Source organism: Vibrio sp. V31_P5A7T61, assembly GCF_009904895.1.
Taxonomy (GTDB): domain Bacteria; phylum Pseudomonadota; class Gammaproteobacteria; order Enterobacterales; family Vibrionaceae; genus Vibrio; species Vibrio metschnikovii.
The window spans coordinates 260,998-280,521 of sequence record NZ_WXWI01000025.1 but is presented as its reverse complement, the minus strand read 5'-3'; the positions used below and the strand labels follow the sequence as shown (position 1 = coordinate 280,521).

The window sequence follows — 19,524 nt, the reverse complement described above, 5'->3', positions numbered from 1 at the left end:
TTGTGGATATGGATAAAGTTATACCAGAAAATAATATTAATAATTTTATTATTTCTCTCTTCATATCCTATATTCTCTCTAATCGTATATTTTAAGACATTTAAGTATTAAAACTGCCAATCATCATAAGGTAGATGGATCGTTTTATAAATAGCCTCTAACTCACCACTCTCTTTAAGTTTATCAATCATTCTTGTTAAATAATCATCAATCCAATCACCTTTAAGCCCTTTGGGAATGATGAATACATCCTCATGGTCATAGAAATGCTGGCGATAAATATTTGTCAGGTTTAGACTTCTTAGAGCAATATCGGCTTCTTCTTGTGCCCAAACAAACCCATCAATACGACCAGAAGATAATTTAAGTAATGATGTATTTATACTATTAGAGCGCATTACTGGAAAAGGCATATCATCAGGAAATGCCTCGATTGTATAATGATTAGGGTTAGCCCAAAGCTGATCGACGCTAAATGGTTTATCCTTATTTGTATAAAGAACAGAGGCAACCAGACCAAAAGAACGACTACTAAACCGGTAAGTCAGTTTGTCATCCGGATCATCTACTCTAACCGCTGGTAATGCAAAGTCAGCTTGACCATTCACAACACCATAAATAGCACGATGGAGTGGATAAACATGAATAATAATATTTACATTAGGATCAATTACATCAATACGTCGTACTAAATCAACAAAAGGTCCACTACCATCAGCATTAATCAATCCCGGAATTTCACCCAAATGAGCAATAATTTCACTCCTAGATTTTTCTTTCTCTTCTGCATGAATAGAAAATAAAAGAGGAAAGAAAACAAATGATGAACATATAAAAAATCGATTGCAATCCATTAAAACACTCATAACAACACCTACGCTTAATAAGTAAAGAAACTTAATCTGGGTACTGTTCACGAATAGCGATAAAATGCTCCCAATTATCAATTAATAAAGTAACTAAAGTCGGGTCGAAATGTTTACCATTTTGGCTGATTAACTCATTTTTAATATCATCTTCCGACCAAGGCTCTTTATAACTGCGTTTTGATCCTAAAGCATCAAACACATCCGCTAACGCGGTGATACGGCCACTGATGGGTATCTGCTCGCCAGCCAATCCATTTGGATAACCGCTGCCATCCCATTTTTCATGATGACTACCTGCAATTTCTTTTGCTTTCACAATCAGTGGACGATTGGATTTACTGAGTATTTCAACACCATAGTCAACGTGCTTTTTCATGATTTCCCATTCATCAGCCGTTAATTTACCTGGTTTATGCAAAATACTATCCGGTATTGCTACTTTGCCTACATCATGCAGTGGTGAACCATTTTTTATCATGTACACTTCCTGCTCGGGCAAGCCACACAGCTCGGCCAGTTTTTCAGCAATCAGTGAAACACGCTGTACGTGTGCGCCCGTTTCTTTACTTCTTGCTTCTACCGCATTAGCTAGGTTGTAAACCAACTCTTTGGACGTTTCTCGTAAATCAAGCTGTAAATTCAAGTTATTAAAAGTCAGCGCAATATTTTGCATGTAGATCTCGAGCAACTGAGCATCCGCTTCTCTCAACTCTTCTAATAAGTTGATGTATAATAAGTTTTCAGTCCCTCGACTATCGAGCATATAAAGAATAGCCGCGTCATGAAAATTTTCAGAACGTTGGTTATTTAATACTTGCTGACATCGCCGTGCGACTTCATCGGGTAAATGTGAAAAATCACATTCACTAGAGAGATCAACAAACCCACCTATCGCCGCTAGAGTTAACGCATAAGTTGCGGTACCGTCGGCTTTCGGACGCACCACGCAATAAAAACCAGAAGCAGGTAACTTTAATAGTGACGTAAGCTGATGAAGAACCGATTCGGCATACGCTTTTAATGTTGTGGTATTTTGTACTTGTGCCGATGCTTGAATCACTCGCTTTAATCCCTGTTTTTGTTCTTCGATTAAGCACAAATCGCGATAAGAACGTAGCATCGAATACATTAAAGTACGCAATTTTTGAGTCGTTAATTCGGTTTTTTCTTTATAGTCATCAATCTCATATTGCTGAATGACTTTATCTTCTGGCGCTTGCCCTGCTTGCCCAGTACGTAACACTAAGCGGATATTTTTATTACTGCATTCTCGGCGAATGTACTCCACCAAATCCAACCCCGCGTGCTCTGTCTCCATAACAACATCAATCAGCGCCAGAGCGATGTCTGGGTTATCTTGAAGAACCTGCTTCGCTTCTTTAGCCGATAATGCAGAAAGTAGCTCTAACTTTCTTGATTGAAACGTAAAACCGGACAAAGCGATTTGCGTGATCTGATGGATTTGCTCATCATCATCGACGAGCAATACTTGCCAAGGCTTTATGCTTGCCGTAATCGGGCTTTTTTTCTCGGCACCGGAATTGTCTTGGGAACGATAATCAGCAAATAGATCCATAATAACCATCTTATTGTTTAACGACCTACTTATAGGTTTAGCACATCAACGATGATTTTATATACTCAGAATCCTTCTTAGATAAAGAAGTCTCGATGAGAGCAAACTTTGCACTTAATTTTCTGTTTTAAGCAACTTTACTGGCTAAGATTAACGGTGTGAGAGTAACAGTAAGGAAAGCGATATGAAGAATTTTACGGAGAGAGCGGTACTGTGCCCACACTGTGGGCACACCATTCGCATCACTTTAGATTCCAGTAATGGCAGCCAAGATTTTTATGATGATTGTCCTGCGTGCTGCCATACTATTCACCTTAATATGCAAGTTAACGAACAGCAAGATTGCATTGATCTTTATATTGATGCTGATGACGAGCAGATTTTTTAATCGAGTGGCTTTACCTTGCTTAAGGGCGTGACCTTCAACACGTCCTTAACATTAATGACTAAGATTTTGTAGCCAATACGCGCTCAACAGTATCCACAATCGCTTGCGTCTGCGGATCAATTTCAAGATTAATTTTATCGCCAACTTGACGGGTTCCGAACAGCGTTTGCTGTAACGTTTCAGGGATAAGATGAACATTGAAACGATTCGCTTCCACTTGACCAATCGTTAATGAACAACCATCAAGACCGATGTACCCTTTAGGGAGTACATATTTGATCAATGATTCCGGGACTTCAAACCACAACGTTTTATTATGATCAGAGTCGATGATATCGATTAATGTTGCCATATGGATAATATGTCCAGACATTGAATGGCCACCAATTTCATCGCCAAATTTAGCGGCTCGTTCAATATTCACCCTATCGCCTAGTTTCAGCTCCCCTAAATTAGTTAAACGTAGAGTTTCTTGCATCAAATCAAAAGAGACTCGGTGACCATCAATATTCGTCACCGTCAAACAACAACCGTTATGCGCCACCGAAGCGCCTATGGTTAAGCCCGTAGAGAGAGGCTCTGGAAGCTCAATAATATGAGTTTGAAATTGTGCTTTTTTATCCATAGCGACAAGTTTTGCTGTCCCTTGTACAATACCTGTAAACATAATGTGATTCCGGTAGATTTTCGTGGTGCTTAGTGTGACATTTCTTTATCATTCTCTCTAGACCCTACGTACTCGAAAGTACCCCCCTTTTATCTCTTGAGTCACTATTTGACCTAGATTTTCCTTTTTCCGGAGAAGTGTGTGCAACGTTATAAACAAGAAGCCTCAACGTTAGTTAAACTCGCCACCCCTGTACTCATTGCCTCGATTGCCCAAACAGGGATGGGATTTGTTGATACAGTGATGGCTGGTGGCGTGAGTGCGACAGATATGGCTGCGGTGTCCATTGCAGCGAGTATCTGGCTGCCTTCTATCTTATTTGGTATCGGCTTACTAATGGCATTAGTGCCGATTGTCGCTCAACTTAATGGTTCTGGGCGTAAAGAACAGATCGCTTTTGAAATCCAGCAAGGCGCGATATTAGCGTTATGGGTATCGCTACCGATCATTTTGGTCTTATTTCAAACCAAAATCATTTTGGGCTTTATGGACGTTGAAGAGTTGATGGCACAAAAAACCATTGGCTATATGTTTGCCGTTATGTTTGCCGTTCCCGCCTTTTTGTTATTTCAAACCTTACGCAGTTTCACTGATGGAATGTCATTAACTAAACCTGCCATGGTCATCGGCTTCCTCGGTTTATTATTTAATATCCCACTCAACTGGATCTTTGTGTATGGAAAGTTTGGTGCACCGGCTCTTGGCGGTGTGGGATGTGGTGTTGCGACCACCATCGTCTACTGGATTATGTTTTTGATGTTACTGGCTTATGTCGTCACGTCGAACCGTTTAGCTCACATTAACTTATTTGCGCAATTTCATCCGCCGAAACTAAAAGCACAACTGCGCTTGTTTAAGTTAGGCTTTCCTGTTGCTGCGGCATTATTTTTTGAAGTGACGCTTTTTGCCGCTGTGGCTTTGTTAGTTGCCCCGCTTGGCTCTTTGGTGGTCGCAGCACATCAGGTCGCGTTAAGTTTTTCTTCATTGGTATTTGTGATCCCGATGAGTATTGGTGCTGCTGTATCCATCCGTGTTGGGCATACTATTGGTCAACATAACCTACCTGGTGCTGCCGTTGCGTCTAATGTGGGTTTAATGGTCGGTGTCGCCGCTTCTTTGTTGACAGCGACTTTTACCCTGATCTTTCGACAAGAGATTGCTTTGCTATACACCAACAATACCGAAGTGATTACCCTAGCAATGCAGCTACTGATTCTGGCTGGTATCTATCAATGTGTCGATGCTATTCAGGTGGTTGCTGCAGGCGCTTTACGTGGCTATAAAGATATGGCGGCGATTTTTAATCGTACCTTTATTGCGTATTGGATTTTAGGCTTACCGACCGGCTATGTGTTGGCGATGACCGACTGGATTGTTGAGCCAATGGGCGCAAGTGGTTTCTGGATTGGCTTTATTGTTGGCTTAAGCTCTGCGGCTTTAATGCTTGGTTTACGTTTATATTGGATGCAAAGCCAAGATGAAGAGATACAAATGCAATTTGCTGCTAAGTAGCCAAAGACACGGTAGTTTAAAGTAGCAACAATCAAGGCCAAGTGATGACTCTAACTGAACTTGGCTTTTTTATTTTGCGTATATGGATAGAGATGGTTTCGGGAGGGGAAGTCCGTGGATCAGTACCATGTTTGGTCGATAAACAGCCATAAAACATTCACACCGTTACTGTGTGTGATTACCTTAATGATCTTACTCACTGGTTGCGATACCTCTAATCAATCACTTGAGAGTGATTTCTCTACCTACTTAACACGAATTGCCAACGTTCAACAAGCCGAGCGCTTGGCAAATCCCAAAAGGTTATCGCAAACTTTACCGGACAAACGACACATTGAGCTGACGATCACGCCACTGACTTTAGGCTTACTTGATAGTTATGAACTGAGAAAATGCCAGCTTTTTCAACTCATTGCCCAAAGAAACTCCTCCCTTGGCCGAGTCCAAGATGAATTTCGCGGTTTTGACTACGAGATACAATTATTAAACGGCATCGAACACTGTTTGCAAATAAACTCGCTTTCTCAAAGCGTTAGTACACAACTAAAAACGATGGCAGAACTTAAAGGGCAAGATCTCCATAAACATTGGTATAACTTACTCTATACCAGCGTGGCCATGCGTGCGCAGCTCACCAGCCATTCATGGTTAGCCGATAACATCGAACTCAGTACACTCACTCAAGCGTTAAAAACCTTTACCACCGTTCATGACCATATAGTGCTTAATCAAACCTTACCCGATAGCGTTATTACTCCCTATCAAGAGGTAATTGAAAAGCAGCGTATTTTGGGGGCTCTCAAGTTTTCGCTGGATAATGCAGCCCTCTGGCTGACAGTTACGACTCAGCAATTGCAAGATAACGATAGCGCGATTGTATGTGGTCCAAATCAAGACCGTACTCGTCTCCATTACTTACAAAATGTGTTCAACCGTTATTATGTTGAACGTATTCAGCCGGCATTAACTCGGATTGATAGTGTCTATCTTCAATTAGAAGAGTTCTTCATCATTTTTGAAGCCAACGATAGTATGAAGAGCCACTTTACCGTGCAAGATAGCCACCAACAGTTTCGTGATGCCCTTGCGTCACACGTAGGCTATTGGCAGCAATTATTTCAACGCTGTTCAATCAGCGTCGGCCGTTAACATACGATTTCTCGATTACGCATAAAGCGAGCAAAACGAGGGATGCCTGAATCGGTATACCCATTGTATTGATAAGTAATTAAACAGCCTATTTTAGGTGGAGTTTGACGTAATTGATCGGTTAAACCACTGCCAATCGCAAATTCAATACCGTCATCCGTTCGCACAATCAGAGCACCGACCATACCGGTATATTTGCCTTTTCCTGGTCGATAACCAATCACGTGAGCTTCTGCATCTTGGTGTTTTTTTAACTTGAGGAGATCATCGCTGCGCCCAGCTTGATAATCGGCAGCAACTCTTCGTAGCATTAACCCTTCGCCACCCAAAGTAAACAGCGTTTCAAGATCAGCGAACAACGTCTGCTCGGATTCAATCGGCTGATGGACGATATACTGAATATGTTTCGCGCCGATATTCGTCGTTATCTCAATTAAATGTTGGTATCGCATCCGAAAATTGCCTTCCATTTCAGGCACATCAAACAACATAAAATTGATTTTTTGCCAAGCAACATCCGAAGGCTGTCTATCTAATACTGTTTGCTGAACAAGGGAAAACTGCTCGCGTCCCGCCCACAATTCACCTTCTAACGGGTAGCTGGGCAACGGTTCGGTAAACCATGAGGGCGCATGGATCGGGTAGCCATTACGAGTGGTGAGTTGTTGCCCATCCCAAATGGCACGAATACCATCCAATTTTTCACTTTGCCAATAATCACCTAACTCAATCCCTTGACGATATTCTTTTGCATAGACAATCGGCAACGGTTGATAATCGGCTGACCAAACTGGCGTAATCGTTATAGCTGGCGCTATAAGTAGTAGCGAGGCGGTAATTAACGAGATTTTATATGACATCACTTGTCCTCAAATTTTCACTCTAATGATGCGCTAAGCATCTGATTTAAAGATGAGTAAAGTATGCCGATATCAGCGTCTATTTGAGCAACAACAAAGGAGAACTAGCGAGGTATTTCACACTAATTGATGCCCTACATACACGAGATTCACTCCCCATCTGACCTAAAGGTCATCATAAAATCCAATGACACTCACGGTAGAATAGATGGGGAGCACGGTAATGATAAGGTCCGGAGAAGGTTAAGAGGCTTGATGCCTTGAGTTAATCTCGCGTAACTGGGTCAAATAATTAATCCAACCTTGAGCTTCATTATTGGAAGGTTGTAAATGCTGAGCTCTTTTGGCTTGAGCTAACGCATCATCGAGTCGATTTAACTTATAAAGGGCACGGGCACGAGCTAAAGCGACCTCAGGTTGACGCGCTTTATCAGTGACTTTATCCAGTGCGCTTAAAGCTTGTCGATATTCGCCTTGCTGATTATAAAGTAATGAGACGTTCCAATAGTACTTAGCGTCAAATTGCGCGGCTAAAGACCAAGTTTCAATCGCCCTATCCCACTCTTTGGCTCGTTGCCAATAAGATGCTCGCTCGGTGATCAAATCAAGATCACTGTCAGCATTGTCTATTGAACCAAGAATTTGAGCCGCTCGCTCAGGAATTCCATTTTGAGCGTACAGTTGGGCAAGTAATCTTAACTCTTGCTGATTCAGCTCAATACCATGTAACTTCGCTAAGCCCAAGCTACTCAAGGCTTCTTTCGGTTGTCCGGTACGTAACTCCAAACTCACCAATTGTAGCCACCAACTGCTCTTGTCACTTTCTAAAGCAATCAAGCGCTTTAAGGTTACAATCGCTGGCTGCCATCGTTCAAGCTGAAGTTGAGCACCAAGTTTCAACGATAGTGGTGTCACCTCATCGATTGACGTTAGTTGCTCATAGCGATCAATCGATGATAATGTCTTCGCCCATTGCTGCAATTGATAATGAACTTGGCTAATCCTTAACCATAATTCGCTAGTGGTTTGCTTTTCATTACCGTCTTTGATCACTTCTTTTACGAGCTGATAGTAATGCGGTAAAGCGGATTGATATTGTTGATCCATAAGTAATAAATCGGCCAACATTCGACGAGTGGCCCAGCCTTGCTCATCAACCAATTCTCCGCTACCCACCGCTTCTGTCAACGAACGTATCGCCAAAGAAAGCTGTTCATTTTGCCAATAAAAAACCCCAAGCATACGGTCGAAATACGCTTTATCGTATCCCCGGCTTACTTTGGTTTCTCTTAATAGTTCAATCGCTTCGGCAAAACGCTCTTCTTGAGCGAGTTGATTCGCTTGCAGCGCTTTATTCGCCGCATAAGGGCTGAGTTCTACCGCAAAAGAAGAAGTAGAACCAATCAGCAATAAGTAAACTATCCATCGTCTGATCATTTGGTTAACTTAAACTCCAATTTAATCGTTTGACCGGGTTGAGAAACCGCATGCCCATCCAGCAATTTAGGCTGATATTTCCAACTCCGTAAGGCTTGCATCGCTTCACGCTCAAACATTCGCCGCGGATTGGCATCGACCACCTCAATATCCGTTGGTCGTCCCGTTTCATCTATTGTAAAACGCAGTAGAACATAGCCTTCAACATTACGTTTTAAAGCACGTGTTGGATAATTAGGCTCAACACGATACAGTGGTAAAGCCTGCTGATTAGCCCCAAAATCACCAAGAGTAGGCACATTGATCGCAATACCGTTAATCGCCGTGTCGAGCCCAAGTGTTGGAACCGATGTTGAAGTTAACGTATTGGTCACTGAACTCTGTTGCTTAGACACTGGCGATTGTGGCGGAGGCTGTGGCGCTTTAGGCTGTTCAGGCACAGCGCGTTGTCGGCGCTGCACCTCTTTCTCTTGCTCAACCATTACCATGGTAAAGCTCAGTGAGTTATTTTGCGTCGGTGAGCGCAAGCCATCGTTATTGATCATCCAAGCCATGAATGAAAATAAGCTCACTGAAATCAAAGCCGCGAAAGGCGTAGCCAGCAATAAACGTAGCATCAGCGCTTCTCCGCCGCCAATGCAATGCTTTTTACACCCGCCCCTTTGGCCGCGTCCATCACTTTGACAACGGTTCCATTGTAAGCATGTTCATCGGCTTGAATAACCAAAGCCGCATCGGGCTGCTCTAACAACAGGTGCTCTAATGTCGCCTGTACTCTTTCAACATCAATTTGCCTTTTATCGATATAAATATCGTTTGCTGAGGTAATCGCAACAAAAATACCCGCATCTTTCTGTGCTGTTACATTCGAGGCGGATGGACGATTCACCTCAACGCCAGATTCACGGACAAATGAGCTGGTTACGATAAAGAAAATCAACATAATAAACACAATATCCAACATCGAGGTTAAATCGATTTGTGCTTCATCTTGATTGGACGAACGTCGGCCCAGTCTCATCGCTGACTCCTTAAGGATTTTTCTAACTTCAATTCATATAAACGGCACGTTTTCGCCAACCGAGCATAAACAAACATCCCCGCTAAAGCAGCGACCATGCCTGCCATGGTCGGAATCGTCGCTAAAGAGATTCCCGACGCCATCAATTTGGGATTACTGCTGCCTTGAGTCGCCATCACATCAAACACCGAAATCATCCCCGTGACCGTACCGAGTAAACCTAACATCGGAAAAATGGCCACCAATACTTTAATTAGATTAAGGTATTGAGTAAGTTGAATGTGTGCTTGACCCAACCATCCTGAACGAATCGCTTGCGCATGCCATGAATGATGATCGTCACGCGCATGCCATTGTTCAATCCACTGCTTACGCTGCTTAGGAAAGGTAAATAATAAGTACATTATCCGTTCTATCACTAGCAACCAGCAGACCGCGACCACCGCGGCCAGCCACCAGAGTACTGTTCCACCCTGAGCCATAAACTCGGAAAGGGGCAGAAAGAGCTTTTGCAATGAAAATAACCCATCTGCTTGATTCATGTTCATCCCTTACGCCGCTGCGTGGTTGACGGCTTTTTTAGTATTCGCCGCTAGAGACTCACGTTCTGCTTGTTCAGCAACAAGCCCAATCCCTTGCTTCTCTAAGATGGTACGAATCGTTTCTGCTTGAGAGCTTAAGATATTATGAGCCAGCAATAGAGGCATTGCCGCGACTAGGCCCAATACTGTCGTCACCAACGCCATCGAGATCCCTCCCGCCATGACTTTAGGATCGCCATTACCAAATTGCGTGATCACTTGGAAAGTCTCAATCATTCCCGTAACAGTACCGAGCAATCCAAGCATCGGTGCTAAGGCGGCAAAAAGCTTCAGCATCGACAGTCCTTTTTCTAAACCAGCTTGTTCATCAACCACCGCTTCCAGCAAACGCAGTTCTAGCGCTTCAACACTGCGGTTTTGCTCTTTGTCATAAACTGATAATACTCGGCCCAACGGGTTATTACTGCTTGGCTCAGATTGCTTAAGTTGCTGTTGAATGCGTTGTCGAGCCATCGCTAAAACGATGCCTCGATAAACAGCGATCCCTAGGCCAATCGCGAGTAATACCAAAATGATATTGCCGATCACACCACCGGCTTCAAGGCGTTGCTTCAACGTTGGAGTTAACGCCAGTTGTTCAAATAGAAGGCCTTGTGAAGGATCCAATACCAGCGATTGCATTTCTCCTTGTTTAAGATCGGTTAATGAAGAGAAACGCGCACCTTGAGCGGGCTGCTGTTGATAAGCGACCGCGTCTTGACGGCGATTATTCCAACTGACGTAACCTTGCTCAGTGACTAAAGCCATCGCACCAAGTCTAACCGCATCCACTTGTTGGGTTCTTCCTTCACCATCAATGAAAGCAATCGTATTCGTGCTGATTTCGCCACTGGCAATCACTTGCTCTTGCATTGCCTGCCATAAACCAATCAGTTGCTTCATCGAAGGTAAGGATTGTGCTGCGACAATCTGATCAACCACTGGAGCGTACTGCTGACGATCAACCCCCGTTACAGAATCACTTAGTGTCGCTTGTAACTCTTTTCCGTTTTGTCGAACGACACCAAAAATTTCACCTAAACTGCCGGTTTCCAAACGCAGCTTTTCTTCTAGACGAGCAAGACTATTTTCATTTTGGCTAAAACGGGTAGACAGCTTATCGGCTTCTGCTTGTAAGCGATCTCTTTGCGCCATCAGAGCCTTTTTTTCATCACGTAATTGCTGTTCCATTTTTTGAAATGTTGCTTCACGCTGAACATTATGATTGCGTTGTACTCGGCTCTCATTGTGTGCTTGTTCGGTCAAACCACCACTTGCATAAGCTGGAGTGAGTAATAACAGACTTAAACTCCATGCGACAAAGCCATATTTAGTGATCATTATTTTGCCTCCGCTGGAGTAAGAGAAACCGGTAGATAAAGCAGTGTCGGGGCAATTTGTTGATAGGCAAGTTGATAAGCGGTGTCAATATCCCCTTTCGATTTCATCGATAATGCTTGCCACTGCCCTTGTTTTTGATCCCAAGACCAATAGCGCGATCCATTACGATTGCGTGCTAATAATGAAACTCGGCCGACATAAAGAATATCCGCTTCAATCGTTTCTTTATCAGCTAAGGTGATTCGATCTTGGTAAACCCCTAATTTCGTGCCGTAATCCATCTCGATTTGATACGCTTCAAGAATTCGGCGATATTTCTCAGCATCACTCACATCGGAGCGTGGCATTAACTCTTTGAGTCGCTCAAGGCGCTCTTGGCGAGCGGAAAGACGTAAGGGTTTATCTTCACTGATTAAAACATCTAAACCATCGATCATTTGATACATCAAAGGCACAATCCCCTGACGAGTCTGATGAACCTCAATGATCTGCTCATCTAAACTCGTCATTTCACTTTCCTGACTGGCTACTAGCGAGAGTAAATGATCACGATAAATGGTTAAATTTTTCACTTCTTCATTTAATCGCTCAATATCCGCTTGAAGAGATAAGGTTGCTTCTGCACTTTTATCGACGTTCTGCTGACTCACCGCTGAAGCGCGATTGGTGGTTTTTTGGATTGTTTTTGCATCATCCAGCACACTGGCATGCGCCGCTAACACGCTTAGCGCTGAAAATAAGATTAGGCTAGGTTTGGTTAAATTCATCGTTGTCATCAATTACCACATGAGAATGCTGACATGTTATTGATAAAGGCTCTCATTATCAACTGTATTTTCAATGAAAATCTGCTCTGGCTGCGATTATAAGCGTAAACAATGTAAAGATAGCCAACGCGGACAGAGATAATAAGCCTCAAAAGACTGACGTTATAAGTCGGCGGCGAGTCAATTACGCCTCATGAGGTTCGATAACGATGAAATTATGGCAACAGCCCCGAGGAAGCACGATCACTTGATGTGCTGAGTAAAACGCAGAATTTGTTTAGGAATGGCGGATAAAGGACAAATGGTCTGCACCGCACCAAGGGCAATCGCCTCTTTCGGCATACCAAAGACGACACAACTGGCTTCATCTTGCGCGACGGTTGACGCACCATGGTCAAACATCGCTTTTAACCCTCTGGCTCCATCATCGCCCATGCCAGTCATGATGATCCCGAGTACATTGCTTCCGGCCTGCTGAGCTGCTGAACGAAACAACACATCGACAGCCGGTTTATGTCGATTGACTAAAGGTCCATCAAACACCTCGACTTTGTATTGAGCACCACTGCGCAACAACTTAGTGTGTTTGCCTCCAGGAGCAATCAATGCGATACCAGGCAGCACTCGATCGCCACTTTTGGCTTCACTGACCGTCATTTGACTCAATGAATTGAGGCGCTCAGCAAACATTGCGGTAAACTTTTCTGGCATATGTTGGACAATCACAATCCCCGGCGCGTGTTTCGGTAAATGGGTTAAAACGTATTCCAAGGCTTGTGTTCCGCCTGTCGAAGTGCCGATGACGACGATTTTTTCACTGCTCAATAATGAATTGATCGGTAATGAAGCTGCTGGCTGAGTCTGAAATTTATGTTCCGTGGATAATGATTTGTCAGAGTGAGATGCTGAAGCATTGAACAAATTTTTAACTTTCGCCTTCGCGGCCCCTCTTACCGCTTGCAGCACTTGATTGGCGCTATCTTCTAAAAAATCTTTTAAGCCCATTTTGGGTTTAGTAATGATCGTAACAGCACCAGCTTGTAATGCCTCTAAGGTCACTTGAGCGCCTTTTTCGGTTAATGTTGAACAGATAATCACCGGCGTTGGTCGCTCGGCCATGATTTTTTTCAAGAAGGTAATGCCATCCATACGCGGCATTTCGACATCCAAAATAATCACATCTGGCCAGTTTTTTTCCATCCGTTTCATGGCAAATAGCGGGTCTGCCGCCGCAGGAAGCAAATCGATATCTGGTTGTTCAACTAATATTTGGCTAAGCACTTGCCTGACGACCGCTGAATCATCAACAATCAGGACTTGTATTTTCTTATTTGTCATTAACCTTCCCTATTGAGGCAAAGGAGGAGAGCAATCATCAACGTTAAAGTATAGTTAACCACTAGCATCTTGATTTCTTATAGTTTTTGATAAATCGACGGACTGATTAACTTTAATGGCGCTTTAATCGACTGCAACGTTTCAGCATGACCAATCAACAGGTAACCACCAGGATTAAGCTGACGCTGGATATTATCAATCACTCTTTGTTTCGACGCTGCATCAAAATAAATCATCACGTTACGCAGAAAAATTAGATCAAAATGCCCAAATCGAGCTAAGCTCTCTTGCAAATTAGCCTGCTGAAAAGTGACCCGATCACGTAAAGAACGAATCACTTTAAATGTATTGGCTTTCGCACCGACGCCTTTACGGCAATATTTTTGTAAATAGTGCAACGGAATATTACTACTGCGAGATAAGGGATAAATTCCGCTACTCGCTTGTGCGAGAACTCGGCTGTTGATGTCGGTCGCTACTATCTGCCAAGGTCGTGGATTGTTATCCATTAATAGCATCGCCAGAGAGTAAGCTTCTTCCCCTGATGAGCTTGCCGCACTCCAGCAACGCAGTGTTTGGGGATAATAGTTGGGGATCACCTCTTGTTGTACGAAAGTGAAATGTGCCTCTTCGCGAAAAAAGTACGTTTCATTGGTGGTGAGTAAATCAATCACCACCTGTTGCTCTGCTTTTTTATCAGCACTATCCGGTGCTAAAGCAAAAAAATCAAAATAAGCATCAAAGCTTTTTAAGCCAAGTTGATGTAAGCGAACATTAAGACGCCCAATGACCAAGGATTTTTTCGTTACGTTAAGGGAAATCCCCGCTTTTTCATATAACCAGCGTTGGTAACGAATGAATGTCTCGTCCGATAGCTGTGGCTGACATTCTGTATACACAGATTCAAGAAAAGACATCTTACACCTCTTAGCTCTTACCGAGTTCCTTGGCTACTTTATCAACCATAGCGAGCTCATCAACCGATAGCACTTTATCTTCCGCGAGAATGATGACAAAGTTATCCTGTAACTGAGCCATCGCGCGGATAAAATCTGTCCGTATCTGACAACTAAAAGCCGGCGCAGCACGAATATCGCTCATCGGAATATCAATCACCTCTGACACGCTATCCACCAGCACCCCTAAATCTTGGCGCTGATCATCGGTATCGACTTCAATAATCACAATACAGGTTCGTTTCGTGATCGCGCGAGCCTCAATTTGAAAGCGATGTGCCAAATTAATCACTGGAACCACTTCACCACGTAAGTTGATCACCCCTTGAATGAATTTAGGCATACGAGGGATCGGGGTTACTTTTCCGTATTCGAGGATCTCTTTGACATTAAGTATCGCAAACGCATACATCTCTCCGTTCAACAGAAAGGTTAAATATTGCTGATCGTTGATACTGGTTGCCAAGTTGGGTGTCGCTAACTGTCCCATCATACGATTCTCCTAAAAACGTACATAGTCCGAATCATCATCGTCTTGAGTGACTCTTGAGGCTTCAGGCGATGATTTGGCGGAGGGTTGCTGTTTTTTACTCGCCAATTTCACTTGTCGCTCATCGGTCTTAAAGAAGGTCATCAATTGTTGTAACTGCTGAGCTTGGCTACTCATTTCTTCGGACGTGGAGGCTAACTCTTCGGATGCTGATGCACTTTGTTGCGTGACACTATTGAGTTGTTCCATCGCTTGATTAATTTGTGATGCACCCGTGGCTTGCTCCATAGATGCCGCGTTGATTTCTTGAACCAGATCAGCGGTCTTTTGGATCGAAGGGACAATCTCTTCTAACAAACTTCCGGCTTGCTCTGCCAAGGCAACGCTATTTTTCGCCACTTCACCAATCTCTTGCGAAGCCACTTGGCTGCGCTCGGCAAGTTTTCTTACTTCTGCCGCCACAACAGCAAATCCTTTACCGTGGTCACCAGCCCGAGCCGCTTCAATCGCTGCATTCAAAGCCAGCAAGTTGGTTTGATAAGCGATGTCGTCGATAATGCTGATTTTTTCTGCTATTGACTTCATTGCGGCCACTGTTTTGCCCACCGCGTTGCCGCCTTCTTGGGCTTCTAAAGCCGCTTTACTGGCAATCCCGTTGGTTACTTTGGCATTTTCAGTATTTTGGGCAATAGAGGCTGACATTTCTTCAATTGAAGAGGTGGTTTCTTCAACACTCGCCGCTTGTTCACTCGCACCCTGACTTAAGTTTTGCGCCGTCGCTGAGACTTGCTCTGACGCAGAAGCCAATGCATTACTTGCCCCATTCACTTCACCGACAATACTAGATAGCTTACGAACCATTTGCTGCATGGAGTCAAGCAAACGCCCCATTTCATCTTTACTAGTTGCTTCTAGCTTGGTGGTTAAGTTGCCCTTCGCCAACTCTTGAGATAGATGGACCGCTTTTTCTAATGGGCCACAAATTCCCCGAATTAAAGCAATTCCGAAACTGAAAGCCAAAATCAGTCCAACCGCTATCGAAGAGATGGAGACCAAACGTAGCGTTTCATACAATGTACTTTCTCTATTATATTCCGCTGCTGCTTCTTGAATTTGCAAATCAACCAATAGATCCAAAGACTGAGCAACGGGGGGATATAAAGGTCGAACCCTTTCCAATGCCAATGAGGTGGCAGTTGCAATATCCCCCATTCTTAATGCAATCAATGTAGGTTCAATGGCTTGCTCAATGAAGATTTTATTGTCGCGCTGAAACTGATTGACCAACCGAGCTTCTTCCTCGGTTAACGTCGTCGTGATGTATCGAGACCAGATTTGATCAATCACTTTTAAGTTATCTTCTACGTTCTTGACTTGAGCGTTGATATTCTCATCATCGGGATACAACTGAGCAAATGCCATTGCAATCCGATTTTGTAAGAAACGAACTTTAATATCGTTTAACTGACCAATCGGAATGGTTCGATCAAGATAAACACTTCTCAATCCATCAACCATTTTGCTCATGCCATATAAGCCAGCCGAACCAACACCGATTAATAACACACCTAACAAACCAATGAGTAGGCTGAGCTTAATTTTTACTGATAGATCCTTAAACATTGCCAGATTCCTTATAGCGGTGACGCGCATTATGCGCTTAATCTGATACCTTGTGCGCTGTCGATATTAATGCAGCGCAAATTGTTGTGATTCTTGTTGAATCATTTGCTGCGTTAAACCAGGAATATCTAAAATCAAGGCAATATCCCCATTCCCTAAAATAGTAGAGCCACTGATCCCTTGGATATTCTCAAAAATAGGTCCGAGCGGTTTAATAACGGTTTGTAACTCGCCCAATAATCGGTCAACCACCAATCCAGCCGTTTGCCCACCGGTTTGTACAACAACCACATTTTGTCGACGAGGCGCTTGCTTACTTAAGTTGAACTGTTTGCGTAAATCAATCAGTGGTAAAACGCTGCCGCGCAAATTAAGGTGACTGCTGACCTTTACCCCTTGCTTGGTCACTGGGTGATGCAGCTCTACGCACTCTTTAACTGCATCAAGAGGTACAACAAACTCTTCATCACCGACTTCAATTAAGAACCCATCGATGATCGCCAGAGTTAATGGCAAAATTAGACGGACTGTGGTGCCAATCGATAGCTCACTTTCTATCTCGACTCGACCACGTAATTCATTGATGTTTCGACGCACCACATCCATGCCAACCCCTCGTCCCGAGAGATTAGAAACCTCTTGCGCCATAGAAAAACCCGGTTCAAAAATCAATTGATACATTTCATCTCGGGTCAATACCGAGTGCTCATCAATCAACCCTTTTTCAATGGCTTTTAAACGCAGTTTTTCAGCATCAAGTCCTTTACCATCATCGATAATTTCCAATACGATGTTGCCTGAATCATGGTAGGCATTTAAGGTGATTTGTCCTGAGTGATTTTTGCCTTGCTCTCGCCTTTTCTCAGGCATTTCAATGCCATGATCCATGGCATTACGAATCAGGTGCATCAGCGGGTCACCGATTTTCTCGACCACCGATTTATCAAGCTCAGTATCTCCGCCATGAATATCAAGTTGGATCTCTTTACCTAACTCTTTAGCAACATCGCGTACGACCCGTTGAAAACGGATAAACGTATTGCCAATCGGTACCATTCTTAACTTTAATGCCGCATCTCTGACTTCTTCTAATAGGCCATTGAGCCGAGAGACCGATTCTTGCATTGCGCTATCAGCATGACTGCTGGCTTGTAAAGCGCAGCCCGCTCCAGCGGTGACCAACTCTCCAATCAAGTTAATTAACGTGTCGAGCTTTTCTGCATCAACACGCAAGCTTTTTTGTTCACGATTTACCGTTTCATTCGCCGCTGATTTTGCCACGGCAGCGTCCGATTTAACTGGCTTAGCTTGAGTGATGGATTGATCGGAGTCTTTTTGCACTTCAATCGGTGACTCAGCGTCAATCAACGGCTCAGACAAAAGATCCAGTTGTAAGCCACAGGCTTGAAAATGCTCAAGATTGTGCATACCTTTCTGTTGTAACTCATCAAGTAAGGCCGGAGTACACTGATTGGCGGAAAATAAATACACCTCGCCTTCGTCCCGAATAAATTCGAAAACCGCTAAAATTTCCTCATCTTGAGCATCACTATTGAGCGCTATTTGCCAACTCAAGTAACAATTTTCTGAGTCAAAGTCTGCCCACTCTTGGGGTAAGTCACTGTCATCGAAAATAATCTGTTCGATTTGGCCTAATTTGGCTAAATAAGCAAAAAAGGACAGCGGATCCATCCCATCCTGTAAAGCACTTTTCGGAAACTTTACCCATAGAAAACGCTGAGCCTCTACCGTAAGTGGAGCGCTGTCTTTGATTGGTGCCTCACTGGTTTTCACGTCTGGTTGCTCACCAAGAAACGCGTTTAATTGTTCAATCAGTGTTTCACTGATTTGCTGGTTATCCGCGTGATGCTGCTGCTCAAATTGCGCTTCATCGAGCAGAGTTAGCATATGATCACGACAGCGAAACAACAGACTGATCACTTCACCAGTCAAGACCAATTGCTCTGAGCGTAACTGGTCAAGTAGGTTTTCTACTTTATGTGTAAAGTGGACAATCGCATCAAGATTAAAAATACCTGCCGAGCCTTTAACCGTATGCGCAGCACGGAAGATAGCATTGAGTCTTTCGTTTAAATCTTGATGATTACCTGCTTCAAGCTCGAGTAAATCCAGCTCCATACCTTCTAATAATTCACGGCTTTCGGTGTAATAGGTTTCAAGTGCAGCCAACAGCATCGGATCCATGTTTATACTCCTATTCGCGCATTACGTATTGGGCTGCAATGCCAAATTATGGTTAAGGGCATTAACGCCTAATTTAGCCATCACTTGGATAAACAAAGGATTCTCTACCAGTAACAAACATTGCTGCTGTTGCTCTCGTTTCGCTTTATTGACCATTACTAATAATTGAATCGCGCTGGTGTCAAGATCAGTAATGCGCGTAACATCAATCAATAAATCAATCGGCTTCATAACCCATGGCGTCAAAAACTCATACATTTCCTGCGCTTGATAAATCGTTAACTCGCCGGATAACTCAATGTTGACGTGTTGATCATTTTCTTCGAGGATCTGCATACCTTAACTCCTAAGCTGGCATCAGTTTATTCACCGCCGCCAACATTTGATCTGGCACAAACGGTTTCACTACCCAAGCCTTCGCGCCCGCTAAACGGCCTTGATCTTTTTTCGAGGCTTCCGATTCCGTGGTCAACATGATCACGGGCGTGAATTTGGTCGCAGGTTGTTTTTTCAGTTCTTTTAGTAAGGTCAATCCATCCATATTGGGCATATTGACGTCACTGATCACCAAGTGGACTTTAACGCCTTGAATTTTTCTTAGCGCATCAGCACCATCAATGGCTTCAATCGTTTGGTAACCCGCGCCTTTTAGAGCAAGGCTAACAACTTGACGAATGGCTGCAGAATCATCGACAACCAAAATTGTTTTACTCATCCTCAAACCTCCTGCTTATGGTTTGCTGT

At 43.5% G+C, this 19,524-nt stretch carries 20 protein-coding genes; 3 read left to right on the top strand and 17 right to left on the bottom strand.

The window, feature by feature from the left end; translation table 11 throughout:
* Window positions 1-107 precede the first annotated feature (107 nt).
* Together CAG58_RS06160 and CAG58_RS06155 are read right to left on the bottom strand one after the other, a co-directional pair.
* The gene (locus tag CAG58_RS06160) at window positions 108-866 is read right to left on the bottom strand and encodes an ABC transporter substrate-binding protein (RefSeq protein ID WP_161429790.1); all 759 of its coding nucleotides are present in this window, start codon (window positions 864-866) and stop codon (window positions 108-110) included.
* A 31-nt stretch (window positions 867-897) separates the two neighbouring features.
* Complete coding sequence (locus tag CAG58_RS06155; protein ID WP_161425738.1) at window positions 898-2,445, bottom strand: DUF3369 domain-containing protein; 1,548 nt, start codon at window positions 2,443-2,445, stop codon at window positions 898-900.
* Between the two features lie 184 nt (window positions 2,446-2,629).
* Here CAG58_RS06155 and CAG58_RS06150 point away from each other — a divergent pair, with 184 nt between their 5' ends.
* Complete coding sequence (locus tag CAG58_RS06150; protein ID WP_161425739.1) at window positions 2,630-2,833, top strand: CPXCG motif-containing cysteine-rich protein; 204 nt, start codon at window positions 2,630-2,632, stop codon at window positions 2,831-2,833.
* 58 nt (window positions 2,834-2,891) lie between these two features.
* On the opposite strand, the gene CAG58_RS06145 is transcribed toward CAG58_RS06150, so the two are convergent.
* Window positions 2,892-3,500 (bottom strand): riboflavin synthase subunit alpha, encoded by a 609-nt coding sequence (locus tag CAG58_RS06145; protein ID WP_161425740.1) that lies wholly within the window; start codon window positions 3,498-3,500, stop codon window positions 2,892-2,894.
* A gap of 141 nt (window positions 3,501-3,641) precedes the next feature.
* On the opposite strand from CAG58_RS06145, the gene CAG58_RS06140 reads away from it, so the two are divergent.
* Both CAG58_RS06140 and CAG58_RS06135 read left to right on the top strand, forming a co-directional pair.
* The gene (locus tag CAG58_RS06140; protein ID WP_158143866.1) at window positions 3,642-5,012 is read left to right on the top strand and encodes an MATE family efflux transporter; all 1,371 of its coding nucleotides are present in this window, start codon (window positions 3,642-3,644) and stop codon (window positions 5,010-5,012) included.
* Between the two features lie 114 nt (window positions 5,013-5,126).
* Complete coding sequence (locus CAG58_RS06135; RefSeq protein WP_161425741.1) at window positions 5,127-6,161, top strand: DUF3080 family protein; 1,035 nt, start codon at window positions 5,127-5,129, stop codon at window positions 6,159-6,161.
* Here CAG58_RS06135 and CAG58_RS06130 read toward each other — a convergent pair.
* From CAG58_RS06130 to CAG58_RS06065, 14 genes are all read right to left on the bottom strand, one after another.
* The gene (locus tag CAG58_RS06130) at window positions 6,158-7,021 is read right to left on the bottom strand and encodes a DNA ligase (protein WP_161425742.1); all 864 of its coding nucleotides are present in this window, start codon (window positions 7,019-7,021) and stop codon (window positions 6,158-6,160) included. The genes CAG58_RS06135 and CAG58_RS06130 overlap by 4 nt on opposite strands.
* Window positions 7,022-7,264: 243 nt before the next feature.
* The gene (locus CAG58_RS06125) at window positions 7,265-8,458 is read right to left on the bottom strand and encodes a tetratricopeptide repeat protein (protein ID WP_161425743.1); all 1,194 of its coding nucleotides are present in this window, start codon (window positions 8,456-8,458) and stop codon (window positions 7,265-7,267) included.
* The gene (locus tag CAG58_RS06120) at window positions 8,455-9,075 is read right to left on the bottom strand and encodes an energy transducer TonB (protein ID WP_161425744.1); all 621 of its coding nucleotides are present in this window, start codon (window positions 9,073-9,075) and stop codon (window positions 8,455-8,457) included. The genes CAG58_RS06125 and CAG58_RS06120 overlap by 4 nt, the downstream gene beginning before the upstream one ends.
* Entirely contained in the window at window positions 9,075-9,479 is a 405-nt protein-coding gene (locus CAG58_RS06115) for an ExbD/TolR family protein (RefSeq protein ID WP_158138473.1), read from the bottom strand. The genes CAG58_RS06120 and CAG58_RS06115 overlap by 1 nt, the downstream gene beginning before the upstream one ends.
* Window positions 9,476-10,021 carry a MotA/TolQ/ExbB proton channel family protein gene (locus tag CAG58_RS06110; RefSeq protein WP_040904289.1) on the bottom strand — a complete coding sequence of 182 codons (546 nt, stop codon included), beginning with the start codon at window positions 10,019-10,021 and terminating at the stop codon, window positions 9,476-9,478. The genes CAG58_RS06115 and CAG58_RS06110 overlap by 4 nt, the downstream gene beginning before the upstream one ends.
* 9 nt (window positions 10,022-10,030) lie before the next feature.
* Window positions 10,031-11,401, bottom strand: a complete 1,371-nt coding sequence (locus tag CAG58_RS06105) for a MotA/TolQ/ExbB proton channel family protein (protein ID WP_161425745.1) — start codon at window positions 11,399-11,401, stop codon at window positions 10,031-10,033.
* Window positions 11,401-12,168, bottom strand: a complete 768-nt coding sequence (locus CAG58_RS06100; RefSeq protein WP_158138475.1) for a DUF3450 domain-containing protein — start codon at window positions 12,166-12,168, stop codon at window positions 11,401-11,403. The genes CAG58_RS06105 and CAG58_RS06100 overlap by 1 nt, the downstream gene beginning before the upstream one ends.
* A 243-nt stretch (window positions 12,169-12,411) precedes the next feature.
* Window positions 12,412-13,506, bottom strand: a complete 1,095-nt coding sequence (locus CAG58_RS06095) for a protein-glutamate methylesterase/protein-glutamine glutaminase (protein ID WP_004395233.1) — start codon at window positions 13,504-13,506, stop codon at window positions 12,412-12,414.
* Between the two features lie 77 nt (window positions 13,507-13,583).
* Window positions 13,584-14,423, bottom strand: a complete 840-nt coding sequence (locus CAG58_RS06090) for a CheR family methyltransferase (RefSeq protein WP_161426287.1) — start codon at window positions 14,421-14,423, stop codon at window positions 13,584-13,586.
* A gap of 10 nt (window positions 14,424-14,433) precedes the next feature.
* Window positions 14,434-14,955 (bottom strand): chemotaxis protein CheW, encoded by a 522-nt coding sequence (locus CAG58_RS06085; RefSeq protein ID WP_110166926.1) that lies wholly within the window; start codon window positions 14,953-14,955, stop codon window positions 14,434-14,436.
* A gap of 9 nt (window positions 14,956-14,964) precedes the next feature.
* The gene (locus CAG58_RS06080; RefSeq protein WP_158143860.1) at window positions 14,965-16,575 is read right to left on the bottom strand and encodes a methyl-accepting chemotaxis protein; all 1,611 of its coding nucleotides are present in this window, start codon (window positions 16,573-16,575) and stop codon (window positions 14,965-14,967) included.
* 66 nt (window positions 16,576-16,641) lie between these two features.
* Window positions 16,642-18,780, bottom strand: coding sequence for a chemotaxis protein CheA (locus tag CAG58_RS06075; protein WP_161426286.1), 2,139 nt, complete (start codon window positions 18,778-18,780; stop codon window positions 16,642-16,644).
* A gap of 21 nt (window positions 18,781-18,801) precedes the next feature.
* The gene (locus tag CAG58_RS06070; RefSeq protein ID WP_004395228.1) at window positions 18,802-19,116 is read right to left on the bottom strand and encodes an STAS domain-containing protein; all 315 of its coding nucleotides are present in this window, start codon (window positions 19,114-19,116) and stop codon (window positions 18,802-18,804) included.
* 10 nt (window positions 19,117-19,126) lie between these two features.
* A complete protein-coding gene (locus CAG58_RS06065; protein WP_004395227.1) occupies window positions 19,127-19,495 on the bottom strand; it encodes a response regulator in 369 nt (122 codons plus the stop codon).
* Window positions 19,496-19,524 lie beyond the last annotated feature (29 nt).

Excerpts from the sequence above, each read along its gene's own strand:
- CAG58_RS06160 (WP_161429790.1), bottom strand. The coding sequence starts at position 866 with ATGAGTGTTTTAATGGATTGCAATCGATTTTTTATATGTTCATCATTT.
- CAG58_RS06155 (WP_161425738.1), bottom strand. The coding sequence starts at position 2,445 with ATGGATCTATTTGCTGATTATCGTTCCCAAGACAATTCCGGTGCCGAG.
- CAG58_RS06150 (WP_161425739.1), top strand. The coding sequence starts at position 2,630 with ATGAAGAATTTTACGGAGAGAGCGGTACTGTGCCCACACTGTGGGCAC.
- CAG58_RS06145 (WP_161425740.1), bottom strand. The coding sequence starts at position 3,500 with ATGTTTACAGGTATTGTACAAGGGACAGCAAAACTTGTCGCTATGGAT.
- CAG58_RS06130 (WP_161425742.1), bottom strand. The coding sequence starts at position 7,021 with ATGTCATATAAAATCTCGTTAATTACCGCCTCGCTACTACTTATAGCG.
- CAG58_RS06125 (WP_161425743.1), bottom strand. The coding sequence starts at position 8,458 with ATGATCAGACGATGGATAGTTTACTTATTGCTGATTGGTTCTACTTCT.
- CAG58_RS06120 (WP_161425744.1), bottom strand. The coding sequence starts at position 9,075 with ATGCTACGTTTATTGCTGGCTACGCCTTTCGCGGCTTTGATTTCAGTG.
- CAG58_RS06115 (WP_158138473.1), bottom strand. The coding sequence starts at position 9,479 with ATGAGACTGGGCCGACGTTCGTCCAATCAAGATGAAGCACAAATCGAT.
- CAG58_RS06110 (WP_040904289.1), bottom strand. The coding sequence starts at position 10,021 with ATGAATCAAGCAGATGGGTTATTTTCATTGCAAAAGCTCTTTCTGCCC.
- CAG58_RS06105 (WP_161425745.1), bottom strand. The coding sequence starts at position 11,401 with ATGATCACTAAATATGGCTTTGTCGCATGGAGTTTAAGTCTGTTATTA.
- CAG58_RS06100 (WP_158138475.1), bottom strand. The coding sequence starts at position 12,168 with ATGAATTTAACCAAACCTAGCCTAATCTTATTTTCAGCGCTAAGCGTG.
- CAG58_RS06095 (WP_004395233.1), bottom strand. The coding sequence starts at position 13,506 with ATGACAAATAAGAAAATACAAGTCCTGATTGTTGATGATTCAGCGGTC.
- CAG58_RS06090 (WP_161426287.1), bottom strand. The coding sequence starts at position 14,423 with ATGTCTTTTCTTGAATCTGTGTATACAGAATGTCAGCCACAGCTATCG.
- CAG58_RS06085 (WP_110166926.1), bottom strand. The coding sequence starts at position 14,955 with ATGATGGGACAGTTAGCGACACCCAACTTGGCAACCAGTATCAACGAT.
- CAG58_RS06080 (WP_158143860.1), bottom strand. The coding sequence starts at position 16,575 with ATGTTTAAGGATCTATCAGTAAAAATTAAGCTCAGCCTACTCATTGGT.
- CAG58_RS06075 (WP_161426286.1), bottom strand. The coding sequence starts at position 18,780 with ATGGATCCGATGCTGTTGGCTGCACTTGAAACCTATTACACCGAAAGC.
- CAG58_RS06070 (WP_004395228.1), bottom strand. The coding sequence starts at position 19,116 with ATGCAGATCCTCGAAGAAAATGATCAACACGTCAACATTGAGTTATCC.
- CAG58_RS06065 (WP_004395227.1), bottom strand. The coding sequence starts at position 19,495 with ATGAGTAAAACAATTTTGGTTGTCGATGATTCTGCAGCCATTCGTCAA.